This is a genomic window from Aquimarina sp. AWH4_224 (assembly GCF_056160245.1).
The window spans coordinates 303,208-323,526 of record NZ_JBSWWU010000007.1 but is presented as its reverse complement, the minus strand read 5'-3'; the positions used below and the strand labels follow the sequence as shown (position 1 = coordinate 323,526).

At 38.1% G+C, this 20,319-nt stretch carries 17 protein-coding genes; 11 read left to right on the top strand and 6 right to left on the bottom strand.

Features of this window, described 5'->3' with window-relative positions:
• The first annotated feature begins 3 nt into the window (after positions 1-3).
• Positions 4-2,100 (top strand): ferrous iron transport protein B, encoded by a 2,097-nt coding sequence (gene feoB, locus ACXAGJ_RS15475; protein WP_474841048.1) that lies wholly within the window; start codon positions 4-6, stop codon positions 2,098-2,100.
• A gap of 39 nt (positions 2,101-2,139) precedes the next feature.
• The gene (locus tag ACXAGJ_RS15470; protein WP_474841047.1) at positions 2,140-2,292 is read left to right on the top strand and encodes a FeoB-associated Cys-rich membrane protein; all 153 of its coding nucleotides are present in this window, start codon (positions 2,140-2,142) and stop codon (positions 2,290-2,292) included.
• On the opposite strand, the gene ACXAGJ_RS15465 is transcribed toward ACXAGJ_RS15470, so the two are convergent.
• Together ACXAGJ_RS15465 and ACXAGJ_RS15460 are read right to left on the bottom strand one after the other, a co-directional pair.
• Complete coding sequence (locus tag ACXAGJ_RS15465; protein WP_474841046.1) at positions 2,289-3,215, bottom strand: DMT family transporter; 927 nt, start codon at positions 3,213-3,215, stop codon at positions 2,289-2,291. The genes ACXAGJ_RS15470 and ACXAGJ_RS15465 overlap by 4 nt on opposite strands.
• Positions 3,216-3,260: 45 nt before the next feature.
• Positions 3,261-3,680 carry a hypothetical protein gene (locus tag ACXAGJ_RS15460; protein WP_474841045.1) on the bottom strand — a complete coding sequence of 140 codons (420 nt, stop codon included), beginning with the start codon at positions 3,678-3,680 and terminating at the stop codon, positions 3,261-3,263.
• 97 nt (positions 3,681-3,777) lie between these two features.
• Here ACXAGJ_RS15460 and crtD point away from each other — a divergent pair, with 97 nt between their 5' ends.
• The 3 genes from crtD to ACXAGJ_RS15445 are packed head-to-tail and all read left to right on the top strand — an operon-like array spanning position 3,778 to position 7,031.
• Positions 3,778-5,259, top strand: a complete 1,482-nt coding sequence (gene crtD / locus ACXAGJ_RS15455; protein WP_474841044.1) for a 1-hydroxycarotenoid 3,4-desaturase CrtD — start codon at positions 3,778-3,780, stop codon at positions 5,257-5,259.
• Positions 5,260-5,264: 5 nt separating this feature from the next.
• Entirely contained in the window at positions 5,265-5,891 is a 627-nt protein-coding gene (locus ACXAGJ_RS15450) for a carotenoid biosynthesis protein (RefSeq protein ID WP_474841043.1), read from the top strand.
• Positions 5,892-7,031: a lycopene cyclase family protein gene (locus ACXAGJ_RS15445; RefSeq protein WP_474841042.1), complete on the top strand. Its 1,140-nt coding sequence runs from the start codon at positions 5,892-5,894 to the stop codon at positions 7,029-7,031.
• 3 nt (positions 7,032-7,034) lie between these two features.
• On the opposite strand, the gene ACXAGJ_RS15440 is transcribed toward ACXAGJ_RS15445, so the two are convergent.
• On the bottom strand, positions 7,035-7,766 hold the full coding sequence (locus ACXAGJ_RS15440; protein ID WP_473284766.1) for a TerB family tellurite resistance protein: 732 nt from the start codon (positions 7,764-7,766) through the stop codon (positions 7,035-7,037).
• A gap of 215 nt (positions 7,767-7,981) precedes the next feature.
• Between ACXAGJ_RS15440 and ACXAGJ_RS15435 the strand changes: the two genes are divergently transcribed.
• The 4 genes from ACXAGJ_RS15435 (at position 7,982) to ACXAGJ_RS15420 (ending at position 10,982) form a co-directional block, all read left to right on the top strand.
• The gene (locus ACXAGJ_RS15435; protein WP_073320105.1) at positions 7,982-8,392 is read left to right on the top strand and encodes a BrxA/BrxB family bacilliredoxin; all 411 of its coding nucleotides are present in this window, start codon (positions 7,982-7,984) and stop codon (positions 8,390-8,392) included.
• A gap of 174 nt (positions 8,393-8,566) precedes the next feature.
• Positions 8,567-9,307, top strand: a complete 741-nt coding sequence (locus ACXAGJ_RS15430) for a lysophospholipid acyltransferase family protein (protein WP_474841041.1) — start codon at positions 8,567-8,569, stop codon at positions 9,305-9,307.
• A 13-nt stretch (positions 9,308-9,320) separates the two neighbouring features.
• Positions 9,321-10,316: an acyl-ACP desaturase gene (locus ACXAGJ_RS15425; protein ID WP_474841040.1), complete on the top strand. Its 996-nt coding sequence runs from the start codon at positions 9,321-9,323 to the stop codon at positions 10,314-10,316.
• A 12-nt stretch (positions 10,317-10,328) separates the two neighbouring features.
• On the top strand, positions 10,329-10,982 hold the full coding sequence (locus ACXAGJ_RS15420) for an HD domain-containing protein (RefSeq protein WP_474841039.1): 654 nt from the start codon (positions 10,329-10,331) through the stop codon (positions 10,980-10,982).
• A gap of 82 nt (positions 10,983-11,064) precedes the next feature.
• On the opposite strand, the gene ACXAGJ_RS15415 is transcribed toward ACXAGJ_RS15420, so the two are convergent.
• From ACXAGJ_RS15415 to ACXAGJ_RS15405, 3 genes are all read right to left on the bottom strand, one after another.
• Positions 11,065-14,346: a discoidin domain-containing protein gene (locus tag ACXAGJ_RS15415; RefSeq protein WP_474841038.1), complete on the bottom strand. Its 3,282-nt coding sequence runs from the start codon at positions 14,344-14,346 to the stop codon at positions 11,065-11,067.
• Positions 14,347-14,420: 74 nt separating this feature from the next.
• Complete coding sequence (locus ACXAGJ_RS15410; RefSeq protein WP_474841037.1) at positions 14,421-16,412, bottom strand: M12 family metallo-peptidase; 1,992 nt, start codon at positions 16,410-16,412, stop codon at positions 14,421-14,423.
• Positions 16,413-16,870: 458 nt separating this feature from the next.
• Positions 16,871-17,944 carry a PA0069 family radical SAM protein gene (locus ACXAGJ_RS15405; protein ID WP_474841036.1) on the bottom strand — a complete coding sequence of 358 codons (1,074 nt, stop codon included), beginning with the start codon at positions 17,942-17,944 and terminating at the stop codon, positions 16,871-16,873.
• Positions 17,945-18,092: 148 nt separating this feature from the next.
• Between ACXAGJ_RS15405 and ACXAGJ_RS15400 the strand changes: the two genes are divergently transcribed.
• On the top strand, positions 18,093-19,076 hold the full coding sequence (locus ACXAGJ_RS15400) for a toll/interleukin-1 receptor domain-containing protein (RefSeq protein ID WP_474841035.1): 984 nt from the start codon (positions 18,093-18,095) through the stop codon (positions 19,074-19,076).
• Positions 19,077-19,089: 13 nt separating this feature from the next.
• The gene (locus ACXAGJ_RS15395) at positions 19,090-20,160 is read left to right on the top strand and encodes an isoaspartyl peptidase/L-asparaginase family protein (protein WP_474841034.1); all 1,071 of its coding nucleotides are present in this window, start codon (positions 19,090-19,092) and stop codon (positions 20,158-20,160) included.
• Positions 20,161-20,319: the final 159 nt, after the last annotated feature.

The following is a 20,319-nucleotide window of genomic DNA, read 5'->3' as shown; positions in this document are numbered from 1 at the left end:
TTTATGGCTAAGCAGATTAAAGTTTCACTAATAGGAAACCCAAATACAGGAAAAACTTCGGTTTTTAATTTACTTACAGGACTCAATCAACAGGTAGGGAATTATCCCGGAATAACGGTAGAAAAAAAAGAAGGGATTTGCAAACTCTCCAGAGGAGTAAAAGCGCATATCCTGGACTTACCGGGTACTTATAGCTTGAATGCATCGTCGCTAGACGAAAATGTAGTAATTGAGTTGTTACTCAACAAAAAAGATAAAGATTTTCCAGATGTGGCCGTGGTGGTTACTGATGTTGAAAATCTAAAAAGAAACTTATTGCTGTTTACACAGATCAAAGATTTGGAGATTCCTACCATTTTGGTAATCAATATGGCTGATCGTATGCAGCGAAGAGGAATTTCTTTGGATATTCCACGGTTAGAAAAAGAATTGAATACCAAAATAGCTTTGGTAAGTGCCAGAAAAAAGCAAGGAATCGATGAGTTAAAAAAAATGATCGAATCCTATGCATCTTTGCCCAAATCCCCTTGTGTAGATGCACTTTCTTTTGCACCAGATTATTTTGAAAGATTACAACAAGCGTTCCCTAACCAGTCTTTGTACAAACTTTGGTTGGTGATTACTCAGGATGTCAATTTCAGAAAAGTAGATAAACAAGAATTGGATATCTCTCCGGATTTTCAGATTAAATCTGAAAGTGAACTCAAACGACTACAGCAAAAGGAAACGATCAAACGTTACCAGTTTATCAATAATGTGCTCAAACAAGGAGTTACTGTAGACGAAAAAGCAGCCACGGGACTTAGAGAACGATTAGATAGAGTACTTACCCATAAGTTTTTGGGCTATTTTATTTTCTTCGGAATTCTATTATTGATTTTTCAAGCCATTTATGACTGGTCGTCCTATCCCATGGATTTGATCGACGAAGCTTTTGCATGGCTTAGTGAAGCCACCAAATCGGTATTACCCGCAGGACCGTTTGTGGATCTGATTACCGATGGGATCATACCTGGTTTAGGAGGTATTGTGATTTTTATCCCGCAGATTGCATTTTTATTTCTATTTATCTCTATTCTCGAAGAAAGTGGCTATATGAGCCGTGTGGTGTTTTTGATGGATAGAGGAATGCGCAGATTTGGATTGAGTGGAAAAAGTGTAGTGCCTTTGGTATCGGGAACAGCATGTGCAATTCCTGCAGTAATGGCTACCAGAAATATAGAAAGTTGGAAAGAACGACTCATAACGATCTTGGTAGTTCCGTTTACTACTTGTTCTGCCAGATTACCAGTGTATTTAATCATTATCGCATTGGTGATCCCAGACGAAAAGGTTGGATGGATTTTTGGATATCAAAGTCTTACCTTAATGTTCCTTTATTTTTTAGGTTTTGGTGCTGCTGTAGGAGCGGCTTGGATACTGAATAAAGTTCTTAAAATAAAAAGCAAGTCGTATTTCGTTATCGAAATGCCAGGATACAAAGTGCCATTGTTTAAAAATGTAATTTTTAACGTGATCGAAAAAACCAAGGCATTTGTATTTGGAGCAGGAAAAATCATCTTGGCGATCTCGATTATTTTGTGGGTATTAGCAAGCTTTGGTCCTAATGATAAGTTTAATAAAGCCGAAGAGATTGTTACTGCTGCGCATAGTGATCTTTCTGGTGAAGAACTTGAAAACGAAATCGTGTCTTATAAATTAGAGCATTCATTTATTGGGTATGCTGGTAAAGGGATAGAACCTTTGGTGGCTCCTTTGGGATATGACTGGAAAATAGGAATTGGGATCATAAGTTCTTTTGCAGCCAGAGAAGTATTTGTAGGAACGTTGGCTACGATTTACAGCGTAGGGAGCGATGAAGAAGAAACCATCAAAAATCGAATGGCTGCCGAAGTACATGAAAAAACAGGAAGACCAGTGTTTAATTTTGCTAGTGGAATATCTCTGTTATTGTTTTATGCTTTTGCGATGCAATGTATGAGTACGTTGGCGATCGTAAAAAGGGAAACCAACGGTTGGAGATGGCCTACTATTCAGTTGTTTTTTATGAGTGGATTGGCCTATGTTGTAGCGTTGATTGCGTATCAAATTTTAAAATAAATCACTTAAGGTTTCGTATCTTTATACGACCTATTTTATATGAATGTTATAATTCAAAACATATTAGTACTTCTGGTATTTGCGGTCGCAGTGGGATTTTTGATCAAAAAGTTCTTTTGGAAGCCTTCCTGGTCTTCAGCTAAGAAAAAGAATAAAGGGGGATGCGATGATGGTGGTTGTGGCTGCCATTAATTTTTAGGCTTTCTTTTCCAAGGTAAAGGGCCACTGCTAATCAAGTAGACTCCCATAAAAATAAGGATACAACAAAGTAATTTTGAGATGGTAATATCTCCTTGATACTGGCTATCTACTACCAAATACGACACCAATGCAACCAAAATCATAGCTACCGCAGGTTGCACATAGATATAACTACTAGATACCGTTGGTTTCACGTACTGCAACGCAAACATGTTGAGTAAATAAGCAAGAAAGGTGGGCCCAACGACAACATAGATTAGCGATATCCAATTGGTAAATTCAAAAGCAGCAAAGTCAGTGTTTAGTAAGGGAGAAATGCATAACGGGAACATGAATATAAACCCAAACAAAAAGGTCCAAATGATCACGGTAACGGGTTTGTATTTAGACATCATAGGTTTTACAATCACCAGATAAAAAGCAAAAGCCAGGGCGTTGATGGCAATAAAAACATTTCCTTTAATCGACCCGGTACCCAATCCAGAATTTCCTAAGTAGATAAGCAATATGGCTCCTAGTCCTCCAATAGTAATCCCGAGTACTCGTCTCGAGGTAAAAGGCTCTTTCAGTAAAAAACGACTTATAATCACCGTGTAAATAGGCATGGCAGTAATGATGATGGCAGCATCTACCGGAGAGGTAAGGCTTAAACCATTCATCGAGAAGTACTGATTGGTAGCTACTCCCAAAAAACCACATAGCGCAAGTCTAGGAATATCTTTTCGATCTACGGATTCTTTGATAAATGTTTTCAGAATAAAAAATAAAATCCCAGCTCCCGCTATACGAAGAAATACCAATGCAGAGGCTTCCATTTTGTTAGGCATCAACCCTTTGGCGATTAAATAATTGGCACCATAAACAATGTTTACACTCAATAAGGCAATATGAGCCTTTCCAGTATTAGAAATCATACAGTGCGAATAATAAAAGGGTTGGCAACATTATTGTTTAGCTGTTTATTTGATGATCAATTCTAGATAATAGTTTGCTTTGGGGATGGGTTGTTGATTGGCAGGGTATGGACTAATTGTATATGCATAAACTGTTTTATCCTCATGGGGCATAACTACCTCTTGTTTTTTGGGATTAATGTTCGTCTTACCAAAAATTAATTCCTTCGTTTCGAGTAGCTTTCCATTTTCATAGATTTCAATCTGCACTTTTGCCTGCCCTTCCCACATGCAAGATACTCCTGTTGGGCATCTTGAATCCTCCATAACTTTTACAAATTTGATGCTCTTTGAGTCGAATTCAATCGAGGATCCTAACTTCAGTTTACTAATGATTTTTGGAGACTCAGTGTTAGTCGAATCTTGTGCGGATAACGATACCTGAAATAGTAGGATTATTAACGGAAAAATAATGGATTTGATCATAACAGCTACAACACGTGTTAAAGATATATAAAAAATGAAATGCCTATGCGGTAAAAGACCCTAATATTACGGAATTTTGAGTGATCGTCATAAATTTATGAAAAGAGAAAAAGCGATAATAATAGGTGCTGGCATTGCTGGTTTGGCAACAGCAATTCGACTGCAAAGTGCAAATTTTGATGTTGAGGTTTTCGAAACCAATCCAAGTGCAGGAGGTAAATTGGCAGAAATTCGAGAAAAAGGTTATCGTTTTGATTGTGGTCCATCCTTGTTTACAATGCCTCAGTTTATAGAAGAATTATTTACGGTATCCAGCAAACCCATGTCGGCATATTTCTCTTATGTAAAAAAAGAGACCGTTTGTAACTACTTCTATGAGGATGATACCCGATTTACGGCACATGCCGATATTGATAAATTTGCAACTTCTGCCGCCGAAGCTTTTGAAGTCGAAGCTCAAACTATCAAAGATTATTTTGATCGTAGTAAAAAGAAATTTGATTTAACATCCTCTTTATTTCTTGAGAAATCTCTCCATAAATTAAACACCTATTTATCAGCAGATACGATAAAGGCAATAACTCATGTTGGACAGCTGGATATAGGTGCAACGTTGCATAAAGTGAATTCAAAAAAATTTAAAGACCGTAGATTGGTTCAGTTTTTTGATCGTTTTGCCACCTACAATGGTTCTAATCCATACAAAACTCCAGGAATCATGTCTATGATTCCACATTTGGAACAATACTATGGTACCTTTTTTCCAGAAGGAGGAATGTATAGCATAGCTCATAGTCTATATCGTCTGGCTCAAGATTTGGGAGTGGTGTTTAATTTCAATGCAAAGGTTACGCAAATAGCTGTTGCAAATAATAGTGCAGAAGGAGTTTTTGTTGGGGAGAAACGTATTGATGCTGATGTGGTAGTTTCTAATATGGATATAGTTCCTACATATCGAAAGTTGCTTCCTGATTGTAAAGCTCCAGAAAAAACACTACAACAACCACGATCGAGTTCGGCATTGATATTTTATTGGGGAATCAAAGGAACATTTCCAGAATTGGATCTTCACAATATATTTTTTAGCGAAAATTACAAAGAAGAGTTCGATTGTATTTTTACCCGGAAAGAAGTTGGTAACGATCCGACTGTATACATTAATATTACCGCAAAAAATGAGCCCAATGATGCACCAGAGGGGTGCGAAAATTGGTTTGTAATGATTAACGTTCCTAGAAATGATGGCCAGGATTGGGATCATATCATCGCAACGGCCAAAAAAAATATTTTGAAGAAACTCTCTAGAGTTTTGCAGAGAGATATTGAGCAAATCATCGAGACCGAGTCTATTCTAGATCCGCGTGCTATCGAAGAAAGAACACAATCCTATCAAGGGTCTTTGTATGGCTCGTCTAGTAATAATAAATACGCAGCTTTTTTAAGGCATCCTAACTTTTCTCAACAGATTAAGAAACTGTACTTCTGTGGTGGTAGCGTGCATCCAGGAGGAGGGATCCCCTTATGCTTGTTATCCGGGAAGATAGTTGCAGAACTCATTTCAAAAGACACTAAAAAATGATAAGAATGGCCCCAAATAGAAAACTTAGATATTCCATCGTTGTTGTTTGGTTATTTACCATCTCTGGGATTTTAGGAATTCTTATGGGGTATGAAACATGGTTTTTATCGCTGACCTGGCTCCATTTGTCGATATACCTTTTTTTAATTCTTTGGAATGCTGATTTTAATCTGAAATTGATATATGCGTTGTGTATTCCTTTTGGTATTGGTATGATTGCCGAAATTATTGGTGTCAATACCGGATTGATTTTTGGAGTTTATGAGTATGGTAAGAACCTAGGCCCAAAAGTGTATGGTGTACCTTGGATGATTGGGGTGAATTGGGCTATCTTAACGTATTGTTGTGCCGCTTTAGCAAAGAAAATTGTTGATCCTATCTTGATTTCGTCAGCATTGGGAGCAATAATTATGGTATTGCTGGATGTGGTCATGGAGTTCTCGGCACCTAGATTTGATTTTTGGGAATTTGAAGGAGGAATTGCTCCATTTCAAAATTATGTGGGTTGGTTGGTAACGGCATGTATTGTTCAGTTCTTATTTCAAAAAATGGTGAACATGTTTCGTTTCACGATCTCGGTACATATTTTTATTGCTATATTGGTCTTCTTTTCCATTTTCATATTGTTCTGAATGCAAAAATATGATTACATCATTACGGGTATGGGAGCGTCTGGCCTTATGTTTGCCTATAGGTTAGTGTCTGATCCTTACTTCGATGATCATTCCATATTACTGATCGATAAAGTTTCCAAAGATCAAAATGATCGTACTTGGTGTTATTGGGATCTCAAAGATGGAGATTGGGATGCTATATTGCACAAAAGGTGGGATAATATCTATTTCGGAAGCACTGCCTACAAAGAACACACAGCTATTTTGCCATATCAGTATAAGATGATTCGAGGAAAGGATTTCTATGATTTTATCTTAAAAAAAATAGCTTCAAAAACCAATGTAAGGATTGCCAAAGAGACCCTTGTTGCATTAAATGAAAAAGGATCTTATGCAGAGGTTGTTACAGATCAGACCACCTATCAGGCAGGTAAAGTATTCAATAGCGTTATTCTATCCGATGCGTATAAAAAGCAACAGCAGTTTCCCTTATTGAATCAACATTTTTTGGGTTGGTTTATTAAAACCGAAACAGATGCTTTTGATGATCAGGAAGCCACTTTTATGGACTTTACGGTGGATCAAAAAGGGAATACCCGGTTTATGTATGTGCTGCCTACTTCAAAACAAGAAGCTCTGTTTGAATACACCCTGTTTTCTGAAGATTTATTGGAAGAAAAAGAGTACGAAGAAGCTATTGTAACCTATTTAGATAGCAAAGGAATCAAGAACTATCAAATTGTAGAAAAAGAAAAGGGATGCATCCCGATGACTTCGTATGAATTCAAAAAATCCAATAGTACTAATATCATCCATATGGGTACTGCAGGAGGATGGACCAAAGCAAGTACTGGATACACCTTTGCGATTTCTTCAAAAAAGACGAAACGATTGGTAGCCTATATCAAAAGCAATACAGACCTATCAAAATTTGAAAAAAGAACTCGATTTTGGTATTACGATCTGTTGTTTTTGGACGTGTTGTACAAAAATAACGGGTTCGGACACCGATTGTTCTCCATATTATTTAAGAAAAATGACAGTCGTAAAATTCTAAAATTTTTGGACGAGGAAACTACCCTTTGGGAAGAAATCAAAATTACAACCAGTTTGCCAAATCTATTGTTTTTGAAAGCCCTATGGAGAAGGTTGTTTTAAAATCTAACTAATACCACGTTCTTTTTTTATGGCGTCATAAGCTTTTTGTACCTCTCTGAACTTTTCTTCGGCCCCTTTCTTATACACTTCATCCATATGCTGCAATTTGTCGGGATGATACTTTTTTGCCATGGTTCTATAGGCCTTTTTCACTTCAGAATCAGTAGCTGTTTTTTCGATTTCAAGAATCTTGTACGCATGATCTCCTGTTTTGAAAAACATCGCTTTAATACTTTCAAAATCCCGAACATTGATTCTTAAGAAACCAGCTATTTTCTGTATTTCTGAAGCTTCAGACGAACTGATGCTGCCATCGGCATTGGCAATCCCAAATAAAAAATGAAGAATTTGTAATCGCGAAGGATAGCGAGTATGCTGATTAATATACATGCATATTCGTGGAGCGGACACCTCCCTTTTTTTAATGATTTCATTAAATGTTCTAAAGGTGGCATTGGCTCTTTCTTTCCCATAGGCACTCACAAAATAGCGGCGCACATAATCCAATTCGGTTTGGTTGACTCTTCCGTCTGCCTTGATCACGATAGAGGAGAGCGATAAAAGATTCAACTCGAAATCGGCAGGTGTGACTTTAGGTTGATCAGAAAAAACCGTTTTGAAATCACCTTTACCAATAGAGGTTGTATCCAAAAGGCTTCCTAATATAAATCCAAGAACGGCTCCGGGAAACCTAAAAAATATATACCCTAATAAGGTGGCAAGCCATTTGATCATTCCGTTGCAATTTTTGAGAGGTAAAGATAATCCTAATTATCCAAAACCTAATTTATTCTATTACAATATTGGTCCACACTTATGATTTTTTGTTACTCATTATCAAGGAATATTGTTGGGGAATTGATCAATTAACGACTACATGTCAGGTAACCATATGTGGTACATAATTTGTACCTTTGTATAGAAATGTAAACAAAAAAATAAAAAGAAATATGTATCCAGCAGATTTAGTAAAACCAATGCGCGAAGATTTGACCAATATTGGTTTTGAAGAATTACACACAGTAGAAGCGGTAGAGACAGCAATGGCAAAAGAAGGGACAACACTGGTAGTTGTAAACTCTGTTTGTGGTTGTGCTGCAGCAAATGCGCGTCCGGGAGCAAAAGCTTCTTTAAATAATGATAAAAAACCAGATAATCTGGTAACCGTATTTGCAGGTGTAGATAGAGAGGCAACAGACAAAGCCAGAGGGTTTATGGTTCCGTTTCCACCATCTTCTCCTTCTATGGCATTATTTAAAAATGGAGAATTGGTGCACATGTTAGAGCGTCACCATATCGAAGGAAGACCTGCAGAAATGATTGCAGAAAACTTAATGGACGCATACAACGAGCATTGCTAAAAATACTGTGCAAAATAAGATTAAAAACCGCTCTGTCATGTAGGGCGGTTTTTTTATTTTTTGAACGCAATAATTTAGTCTGTTAAACAGTTGCTCAACTAAAAATAATATCAGACATTGCACCGTCCTAAAAGATACAAGTAATGGTCTTTAGGCATTCACACAATAATAAAAATGGAATTGATCAAAAAGATACTGTCTTATCCGTTAAGCGTATTGTTTTACCTCTTTTTCGGGCTTACTTTGGTGGTGTTTCATCCACTACAATGGATTGCTGTTCGTATTGGTCCTAGAGCTCACCGAAGAATGGTAAACCTCATGAATTTATGCCTTTTAGGTTGTTTGATGATTTTGGGAGTGAGATTTAGTTATCGTAACAAGCAAAACTTGCCCAAAGACAAAGAAAAAATCATTGTTTCGAATCATCAAAGTATGTTTGATATTCCTTTGATCATCTGGTTTATGCGGACGCACAAAACCAAGTTCATTTCTAAGATAGAATTAGGCAAAGGAATCCCAAGTATTTCATTTAACCTTCGTCATGGGGGTAATGCGTTGATCGATAGAAAAAATCCAAAACAATCAATTCCAGAGTTGACAAGATTTGCCAAGTTTGTGGCAGAAAATAAGTTTGCAGCGGTTATTTTTCCTGAAGGAACCCGAAGTAGAACTGGGAAACCAAAGAAATTTGCAGAAACCGGACTCAAGATGTTATTCAAATATGCACCAGAGGCGTTGGTGGTTCCTGTAACGATCAACAACAGCTGGAAACTGGTACGATTCGGAAATTTCCCTATGGGAGTTGGCATTCACCTAACCTTGGATGTTCATGAACCCCTCCCAGTAGATCGCAAAAATGTTGCAGAGGTGATTGCAACTGTAGAAGAACGAGTAACCCAAGGAGTAAGAACATAATACACTTAATGTAATGGCTTTAGACAATATTAGACTAGAAGTAATGCAACTGTTGGAAAAGAAGATAGATGCATTTATCGAAAAATTCCTGATCCCGATAGATCAGGTGTGGCAACCCACCGATTTTTTACCGGATTCTCAAAATGAGGATACCTTTTTTGATGAGGTAAAAGAACTAAGAGAATTGGCCAAAGAACTTCCTTATGATTTTTGGGTAGTACTGGTAGGAGATACCATTACCGAAGAAGCATTACCTACCTACGAATCTTGGTTGATGGATGTCGAAGGCATCAATCAGCAAGAAGGAGGAAACGGATGGTCGCGATGGACACGCTTTTGGACTAGCGAAGAGAATCGCCATGGGGATACTTTGAACAAATATTTGTATCTGTCGGGACGTGTGAACATGAGAGAAGTAGAACGCACCACGCAACACTTGATCAATGATGGTTTTGATATCGGAACAGATCAGGATCCCTATAAGAATTTTGTGTATACCAGTTTTCAGGAATTGGCAACATATATTTCGCACAACCGTGTGGCAAAAATGGCTAAACAATATTCAAACAAGTCTTTGGCAAAAATGTGTAAGATTATTGCCGGAGATGAAATGAGGCATTTTAACGCGTATAGCGAGTTTGTAAAGAATATTTTTGAAGTAGATCCGAGTCAAATGATGCTTGCTTTTAGTGACATGATGAAAAAGAATATTGTCATGCCTGCGCATTTTCTTAGAGAGTCAGGAGAAAGTATAGGATCTGCTTTTGAAGAATTTTCTTATGCAGCTCAACGATTAGGAGTATACACTTCTCAGGATTATATAGATATCATGCAACGACTCATTGATAAGTGGGAGATCGATAAGTTATTAGATCTTACCGACGAAGCAGAGAGAGCTCGTGATTTTGTAATGAAATTACCTGCTAGAATGCAGCGAATCAATGAGCGATTGGTAATCCCACAAGATGTCTTTCAATTCAAATGGGTGGAACCTGCAGTGGTGAAGTAAATACCGGTCACAATGACTAATGAAGAAATTGTTTCAAAAACCATCATTTTTGTAAAAGATACGCTTGCAGGAGCAGAAGGAGGGCATGATTGGTTTCATATAGAACGAGTATACAAAAATGCGTTGTTAATTTCCAAAGAAGAAGATGTTGATACTTTTGTTGTTGCTTTAGGAGCATTACTGCATGATATTGCCGATTCTAAGTTTCATAATGGAGATGAAACTGTTGGGCCCAAAGTTGCAAGTGAGTTTCTTTTTGAATTAGGAGTTGCCCAAGATGTAGTAAACCATGTTGTAGCGATTATCGAAAACATTTCTTTTAAAGGTGGAAATACAACACAAAAGTTCACTTCTCCAGAATTAGCGGTTGTACAAGATGCAGACCGATTAGATGCTATTGGAGCTGTAGGAATTGCAAGATGTTTTAATTACGGCGGATTCAAGAACAGGGCGCTTTATGATCCAGAAATCGAACCTAATTTGAACATGACCAAAGAAGAGTATAAAAACTCTACAGCACCCACTATCAATCATTTTTACGAAAAGCTACTTTTGCTTAAAGATCGGATGAATACCAGGGCTGGAAAAAGAATAGCAGAACAACGCCACGCTTTTATGGAGCAATACCTTTCTCAGTTCTATCAGGAATGGGAAGGTAAAGCCTAAAATACATATCCAATACAAAAGCCGGAAGAACGAATATCTTCCGGCTTTTTGCTTCAGTCTAATATAGCGAAGTTGGTTAAGTTTATTGTTTAAAGACTTTTACACTTTTTTCTACTCCGTCTTTTTGGATTCTTAGAATATAGAACCCTTTAGAGAGTGCGTGCGCGTCTAGTTGTATGCCCTGTTCTGTGACCTCTACTTTAATCGGTTGTACAACGCCATTGCTTCCGATCAGTTGTATCGAACGTACTTCTTTTTTTGAAGTAATTCCTTTCACGGTAAGGTGATCTCTGAAAGGAACAGGATATACTATGATCCCATCGAAGTCTTTTAGATCGACAACAGGAGGCGGAGTATTTTCAGATAGCTTGTTGGTAATAGAGTTTCTGGCAGATGGAGCCAGGTATTTGAAACTTAGTTCTGCAACCGATGCCCATCGTTTTCCGTCGACTTCAGAAAGTGCCCTGAAGTAAACATAACGACAGCTGAAATTATTGAGCTCTACACTTTGCTTCAACGTAGATTTTTGAAAAGATCCCGTAGAGAGTTGTTGCCAGCTAGATCCATCCCATCCAAATAAGATATAGTCTTTGACCATTCCTGTAGTGCCTTGCTGGCGACCTAAATAGGAGAATCCTACCAGTTCTCTTTGTTCTCCAAAATCGATGGCAATAAAGTGAGGTTGTGAGCTATTGTCGTCATACCAGTTGGTGTGCCAATAGGTATTAGGATCACCATCGGCAGCTCTTTGTTTGGCGTGATCTGCATTTCCGGTTTCTTCACTATTGGTATCGTATACGGTACACCCTGTACAATTGTCCAGAACATTAGGAGGATTGGTATCGCCGATTACCACTTCGGTAGTATTGGAAAAATCAGAATAGCTATCACTGTCATAGGCTCTAACCCGGTAAGAATAATTTCCGTTTTCTAGGTTTTTATCCTCATAGGTTTGTACCCCTCTACCCACAAAATCTATACGCTCAAAACCAGATCCATCATTTCTTTGGATAGTAAATCCATTTTCGTTGGTAGAATTGTCTTTCCAGGTCAAGGTAACGTCCTTTTCAGCAATTTCTGCAGTTAGATCACTCGGTGGGTTGATCTCGATAGGATCTGTTTGCTCATCATATAGATCAGACTCCCATATCCCACGACCGTAGGTTGCCAAACGTAGTTTTCTAGTTGGATGGTGGATTTCAAGATCGGTCGTTTGTACTCCTGGTAAATTGGTGGAGAAAGGCACCCAGGAGCTCAGATTATCATTGGTATAATACACACCAGATTGCATACCTACATACAACCCGTTTGCCGAAGTATCATCAAACACCAGGCATTGGGCAGAAATGTTAGGCAGATTTCCTCGGATATTGGTCCAGGAATTTCCAGCATTATTGGATACATATACTCTTGATCCTGTGGCGGCAATAGCTACGCGTTCAGGGTTATTGGGATCTACTGTGATAAAATTGACATCTCCTCTGAAATTACTTACTTCTGTCCACGTTGGGGTGTTGCTTTGCCCGTTTTTGGTTCTCCATACGCGCCCTTCTTCAGCGATATAGATGTAGTTGTTGTTTGAAGCAGCAATAGCCATTTCATCCAAATTGCCTGGTAGATTGATATTGCTGGTTATATTTCTCCAACTACCTCTTCTTCCACCATCATTACTTCGGTATAAATTTCGATAACCAACATAAATCTTTTTGTTGTCAATAGGATCATTCATAAAAGGAGTAACCCATTCTCCGCTAAAATCTCCCGGTTTACTGATGCTTCCGATACTGTTCCCTTTGTCGGTACTCTTGTATAAGTTTCCGAATTGGGTAGTACCATACACCACGTTACTGTTTTTATGATCTACAAAGCATTCCATCCCATCGGCTCCCAACCATTCTTTAAATCGACGATTAGATCCGCTCATGATATTAGTCCCATTATCCTGGGCTCCTCCAACAATCATGTTGGGATCTGTAACAGAGTTTCCGATTCGGTAGTATTGTCTCACAGCTAGTCCTCCCTGGGTTAAATCTGTAGTATTATCGCCTCGATCCCTACTTCTAAAAATTCCACCATCAGTTCCTATGTATAGGGTTCCGTTGATATAGTCGATGACTTCAATATCGGCATGTACATAAGATCTGTCATTGGGTTGATTCCAGGCAGCAAGGGTAGTGAAGCTAGAACCTCCATTCAATGAACGAGAATAGTTCATGCCACCCACATGTACTTCGTTTACATTGGTGTTTGATACCGCAATCGCCATATCTCTTGATGCTTGAGTGAAATAAACCTGATTTGTAGAAACGGTGTTGTAACTTGATCGTATACTAAAATTAGATCCACCGTCTAGAGACCGATATAAATATCCAAAACTACTTCCTCTTTTTTGTACTAAGTAGATGGCATTAGGGTTTGCCGGAGTCACGGCCATTTTCATTCGTTCTGAAGAAACGATTCCACTCGTTATTCTGCTGAAAGAACCCCCTCCATTGGTAGATCGATAAAAACTGGTCCCACAGGAGTACACGATATTAGTGTTTCCGGGTTTGAACTTTACATCTTCTGCTCTTGCGTTAAGTACTCGGCTAAAGGAACTTCCTCCATCAGTTGAGCGGTATAGCGATCTGGTTGTTCCGATAAAGATACGACTACTAGCGGGACTGATAAGAATGGTACGCGGTACTCCGTTTACACGATAAATCTCTGTCCACGAGTTTCCTGCATTTGTAGATTTCATAATTTGTCCAGCTCCGTTACCAAGGTATACCACATTGGTATTGTTGGGATCAATAGCAATGGCCCAGATAGACATATTGACCATTTGATCACCTTTGGGTTCCCAACTTTGTCCCGCGTCTACCGATTTCCAGATACCACCACCAGGAGATCCAGCATAAATGATTTGTTGATTAGTAGGTTCGACAGCTATCGATACGATTCTTCCTAATCCAGGCGACCAACTTCTTGTACGTGTCCAGCTGAAAGGACCAAGCTCTTGCCATCCGTTGTTTTTGGTGCTGTTTTTTAGATCGGGATTGGCATTTTGACTCCAGAGTTTTCGAAATTTATTAGACTCGTCTACCACTTTTCGATTGCTAATGATACGGCCATTGGCATTTTGATTTCTCTTGGCCCAATATAAGTTTCGCATATAAAGTTTATAACCGCTACCTTTTCCTTTTCCCCGGTTTTTGTAATACTTATTCCCTAAGCGTTCAAGTCTATTCACTTTGATATCTTCCTCTTGTATGAGTTCAAATAATTCTTGAGAATATCCTTGATAGTTGATCGAATTGATCAAAAAAATGATCAGCAGCAGCACTTTTCTGTGCTCTAGAATTGGTGTTTTGAGTTGTGTCATGTTGATGTGTGTTTGAAAGCAATACAAAGGGCATGTATTACCAAACATGCCCTCGTAGTGCAATTATTGTTGATTTAGTTTACGGTAATTTTCTTGGTAAATTGGTTGTTGCCGTACAGCACTTTTACGAAGTAAATTCCGCTAGCAAGTGATTGTAACGACAGGGTTTCTTTAATTCTTTTAGCAGGAAAAAAGGTGTTTATTTTTTTGGAAAGCACATCGTTGCCCTGAAGATTTTTAATGATTATTATGGTGTTAGGATGGTTAGTGTTTTGTAGTTCTATATGAATGTATTCCTTGGCAGGATTTGGATATATAATTATCTCATCCTGATCTTCGATAAGAGATACTGTTCCGGGCAACGAAGCCAAAGATCCCGCACATGCAGCAAGTTCTATCCATTCGCTTCCATTCCATTCAAAAAGGTTGCCTTGATAAACTACCTGATCCCCTGCACCGTAGTTGGTGCCCTCAGACCATGGGGCTACGCCAAAACAAGGATCGTTGTTGTTCTCGCAAGAACCCAAACTATCCCAACCGTTGTTATTGTTTCTTCTAAACAGATTGCCTTGATAGACCACCAAATCTCCTGGGTTATATGTGGTATTCGAGGACCACTGTGGTACTTCAAAACAGGGATCATCACTACATTGCCCCAGGTCATTCCAGCTGTTGTTTGCTGTTCTCTCAAATAGTCGACCTTGGTATGTTACTTTATCTCCGGCAGTGTAATTGACATTGCCAGACCATTCTTCGATTCCGGCACAGCTGACTTCATCACTGCCTCCACCTTCGCAAGTACCTACACAACTGGCTCTGCTTATGGTTCTACGAATAACATTACCAGGTTGTGATCCAAAGCCTTTGTTGAGGTTAGTACCAACACTGGTTAAATGACAATAACTCATAATCGTTCCTCCGTTTGATGGTACTCCAGGTCGACTACAGCTGCCTTCGGTGTTGTAACAACCATCGATAGCCGTGTTGTTACCGTTCCATACACAAGAATGGGTGTGATTCGATCCAAAATTATGTCCCAGTTCGTGTGCGATTACAGATACAGTCCAGGAATATCTCGGGACATTATCGTAGCTCCGATTAATCCCAGATAACCCGTAACGATACGATCCACATAAAGCATTTAACCAGGCTACACCACCGGAGTAGTTGTAGGTTACGAAATGACCCAGATCTCCATTAAAACCATTTTGGTTGCGGTAACTACGATAATTGTCAAGATTATTAAAAGGTGCTGTAGAGGTCCAGGCTCTAATCCCTGAGATTTTCAGGTTGACGTCCTCATTGTTATATAGAATGGCTACTTGATTAAAAACAGACTGAATGTAATTTGAAGCTCCTTGGGATCCTCCTTTATCCCGAACAATATCATTGGCAATATCGAAGAAAATCTCAGGACATTTAGTGCGATTAGCCGATGGTTCTTGTTTTGTGTGATCATCCTCTGGGGATTTGTGTTGAGTATCTTTGGTTTGACAAGCAAAGTCATTCAAATGACTAATATCCTTGTCTTCATAAAGAATATGTGATTTACTATGATCCAATTTTCCAAGAACTAAATTCCCGACTTGATCTTCTAGACTAATGATTCCCGAAATTTCACCATTACTAATGGTTATTGCAGCAATAGAATTTGGACTGTTTTTTACAATACCTCGATAATGAACAAGGGTCGCATTAGGTTTGATGACTTTACCTGATGGCATTTCAATGATAGAAAAATCATCTGTAGTTAGTTCTACCTTCACTAATTCTAAAAGCATAGAAGAATGCTTGCTGGGTAAGGAAAAGTGAATAGCATCTGGTGTAGATTTTTCAAAGCTTCTCATGGTCTCAGACTTCAACGAAAGGATGGAGAAATTTTTGAATTCTTTGGGTAGGTTGATTTTCGTTTTTCCAGTGGTTACTTCAAAAAGAGAAATTTCTTTGAATTCCTTACCAAGGATTTTGGCATGAAGCACTTGTTGGTTGGGTTTATATTTTTGGGTTTGGGCAAAAAAAGGGGTTGTCAAAAATGAAATGACAAGAAATGTAAAAATACGTTTCATGTGTTTAGGTTTTAAGATTATTTAGTTTTTGGTTGTTGGTAGTTTACGCCAACAGGGGTTATTGTTCAAGAATCAGTGAGAACTGATTCTTAAACCAATACTTTTAGGGAAAGAACAATGTCTTTACCTATTTGTAGGGGAAGAAATAGCTATTGAAATTCTACGGAAAAAAATCCGTGAGTATAGATCGTAAATTCAAGTAATAATGTTAACGTTTAACAATTACTTGGTGCATGAATGCAATAAGAATTCGAAATATCGAGTGCTTAAGAAGTCATTTTTTGGGGTACTGAATTCCTTTTCATTGTTGTTGTTTTGGTTGGGAAATGAATTATTTGTGTTTCGTTAAATTGGTTGCCCAAAAATACAAAAATTTCATACTATCGTCCAATAGAAAATAAAGAAAATATAAAATGAAAAATGTATGTATTTATAAATCAAAAGCATAGATAGTTGTTCTAGAATAATTTTAATTGTCCATTTTTATGATGAGCGTGCAATTCACAATTCAATTGAATTCTTTCGTTTTTTGGGAAGTACTTTTTTCGCGCAAGTGCAAAAAGTTGATGGATTTGATCCGCTATTTTACCGCTTCCAGACATCCTTCTTCCAAATTGACTATCATTTAAATTCCCTTCATGACATTGCATGATTTGATGTAAAATCTTGTCTTTTCGATCAGGTAATGTGTTCTCCAGCCACGAGGTAAATATCTGACCAATGGCTCCATTGAGCCGAACAACGGTATATCCAACGCTCTTTGCACCCCTTTTTGCAATTTCGTGAGTAAGTGGTAGAATTTCATGACTGTTGATCGAAGGAATGATAGGAGCCATCATTACATTGGTAGGAACGCCGATAGCAGTAAGTTTTTCAAGAGTTTCCAATCGTTTTTTTATGCTAGCTGTACGAGGTTCCAATATTCTTCGGGTTTCTTCTTGTAAAGAGGTGATGGATAAAAATACAACCACTAGATTGTCTTTGGCAAGTTCAGACAAGATATCCATATCCCTTTGGATGAGTGCATTTTTTGTGATGATACCTACAGGGTGTTTGTATTTCAGAAATAGTTGTAGTAGTTGCCTGGTTATTTTTAATTTTTTCTCAACAGGTTGATAGCAATCGGTGTTTCCAGAAAGGGAGATAGGACATGCTTGCCAGCGTTTGCTTTTTAATTTTTGCTCTAGAAGCTCTGGAGCGTTTTTCTTGATCAGAATTTTGCTTTCAAAATCGATTCCAGCACCATATCCCCAATATTCATGACTGTTTCGTGCATAGCAATAAACACATCCATGCTCACATCCCTGATAAGGATTCAATGAATAGGCCATGCCAACATCGGGACTGGTTACTTTGTTTACGATTGTTTTAGGAAAGGTTTCGATATAGGAGGTGGCAAACTTATTTATGGGATCACCTTGTGCAATGCAGTAATTAAGAAAGTCATCTCGTATTTCATAGTGATTTTCTGAAAATCGATTGTGTACTTTTTCTTGAGCACCTCGTCCTTTGATGTGTTTTTTTGGTTTCATGAGTATGGTTTTTTACGGTTTAAAAGTAAAACTTTTGTTGGAATTTTTCCTAGTAAAATTGGAAATATTCCAAATAAAGAAAGTAATTTTGTATAGAAGGTTTTTGATAAAAAAACGGATAGGTTTAGGTTTAAAAAAATAGTCAGTGATGAAGAATAAAAGCTATGAGTATGATGTGGCACTCTCTTTTGCGGGAGAGAATAGGGTATATGTAGATGAAGTTGCAAATAGCCTGAAAGAGAAAGGAATCAAAGTGTTTTATGATGCTTTTGAGGAGGCAAGTCTGTGGGGTAAAAATTTATATGAGTACCTCTCAGATATTTATCAAAATAAAGCGAGATATACGGTGATGTTTATTTCCAATTTTTATAACGAAAAACTATGGACCAATCATGAGAGGGTTTCGATGCAAGCACGTGCGTTTCAGGAGAGTCGAGAATACATCTTACCGGCTAGGTTTGATGATACTGAAATTCCCGGCATTCTGAAAACAGTGGGCTATGTTAGTCTTCAGTCCAAAACTCCGGAGGAATTAGCCATTCTTATCGAAAAAAAAATAAAAAAAGATCAAACTTTTTTTAGGAGAAGATGGTCGAAACTCTCTACCATGATCAGTCCAAAGCCTTTTATCTTTTCGATAAAGATCGTCGACAAGTCGGGGATCCCGGTCAAGAATGCAAAAGTGGTATTGGTGGCGGGTAACTCCACTTATTTGGAGGGCAACTCAGACGAGAACGGAATTGCACATGTATTGGTTAGAACCCGAAAACTATATACGGTTTTGATTGCTCATCCAGAGTACCCCGCTGTGCTGTTCCCGAATATGAATCCCAAAGAGGATATTGAGGTTACTATTGAGAAAACAGAAGGATTTGGATCTTTGGTGATTAATAAATCAGGGCAATTGCCAATGATAGCAGGAAAAATAGAACCTATTTTAACCAGCGATAAAAAGTATGCGTTATATGCAGACAACATTGCGATTGAAGGAGGAATACCGCAGCCCTGTGATTTTGAGTTAAATAAATCCTTAAGCCTTGAGGATAATGCAGGAAATATTATACATTTAACCTTTAGATTTTTTCAAGGAAGAATCGCTTTAGTAGATTACTGTGTACACAAACTATTCTAACATTTAACTCATTATGAAAAAGATCATCGTCTTATTAAGTTTGGCAATGCTTTGGGCTTGTAAAGAACAGCCTAAGGAAACTGCCGAAACGTTAGTGGCTAATACTTCAGAAGTGAATACGAAGACCCCGGAAGAATCTTTCGGGCTTGTTATTCATGGAGGTGCGGGTACTATTCTGAAAAAAAATATGACCCCAGAAAAAGAAGCAGCGTACAAAGCCAAATTAGAAGAGGCTATAAAAGTTGGGCACACCATTCTTAAAAACGGGGGTACTAGTCTGGAAGCTGTAGAAAAGACCATTAATGTTTTGGAAGATTCTCCGTTGTTTAATGCAGGAAAAGGAGCTGTGTTTACGGCTGACGCAACTAACGAATTGGATGCATCAATTATGGATGGAAGTACGCTTAATGCAGGTGCTGTTGCTGGGGTAAAGACGGTAAAAAATCCTATCAACCTAGCCAGAGAAGTAATGCAAAACTCACCGCATGTATTACTATCGGGTACTGGTGCTGAAGTCTTTGCCAAAGAAAGAGATTTAGAGATTGTGGACCCTTCTTATTTCTTTACGGAAAGTCGTATGAAAGCTTTGGAGCGTGTAAAAGAGAAAATGAAAGAAAAAGAAGCTAGTAAAACGACTGCTTTTTATGATCCGGTCATCAAAAATTCAAAATATGGAACAGTAGGATGCGCTGCGTTGGATAAACATGGGAATCTGGCCGCAGGGACGTCTACGGGAGGTATGACCAACAAGAAATGGAATCGTATAGGAGATTCTCCTATTATTGGAGCAGGAACTTACGCCAACAATGCGACTTGTGCAGTGTCTAGTACAGGTTGGGGAGAATACTTTATTCGGGCTATGGTGGCTCATGATATCTCTGCATTGATGGAATATAAAGGATTATCTCTTGAAGAAGCCTCCAAAGAGGTAATTCAAAAGAAGCTTACAGAGCTTGGAGGAACCGGAGGTATTGTTGCTATTGATCATAAAGGTAATGTGTCTATGGAGTTTAATACCGAAGGAATGTATAGAGCTACAATGAATGCAAAAGGTGAACTCACTATAGGTATTTATAAAAAGTAATACGTATACAAACAAAATTATAAAGCCTCCAGAAATGGAGGTTTTTTTGTGTTCTTAACGATACATTTATACCTTATAATCACTGTTTTCAGGGTAAAACGGGTAAAAAAATCCTAGTACTTTTGAATAACAATTTAGAAGTAATTTGGGGACTAAAAT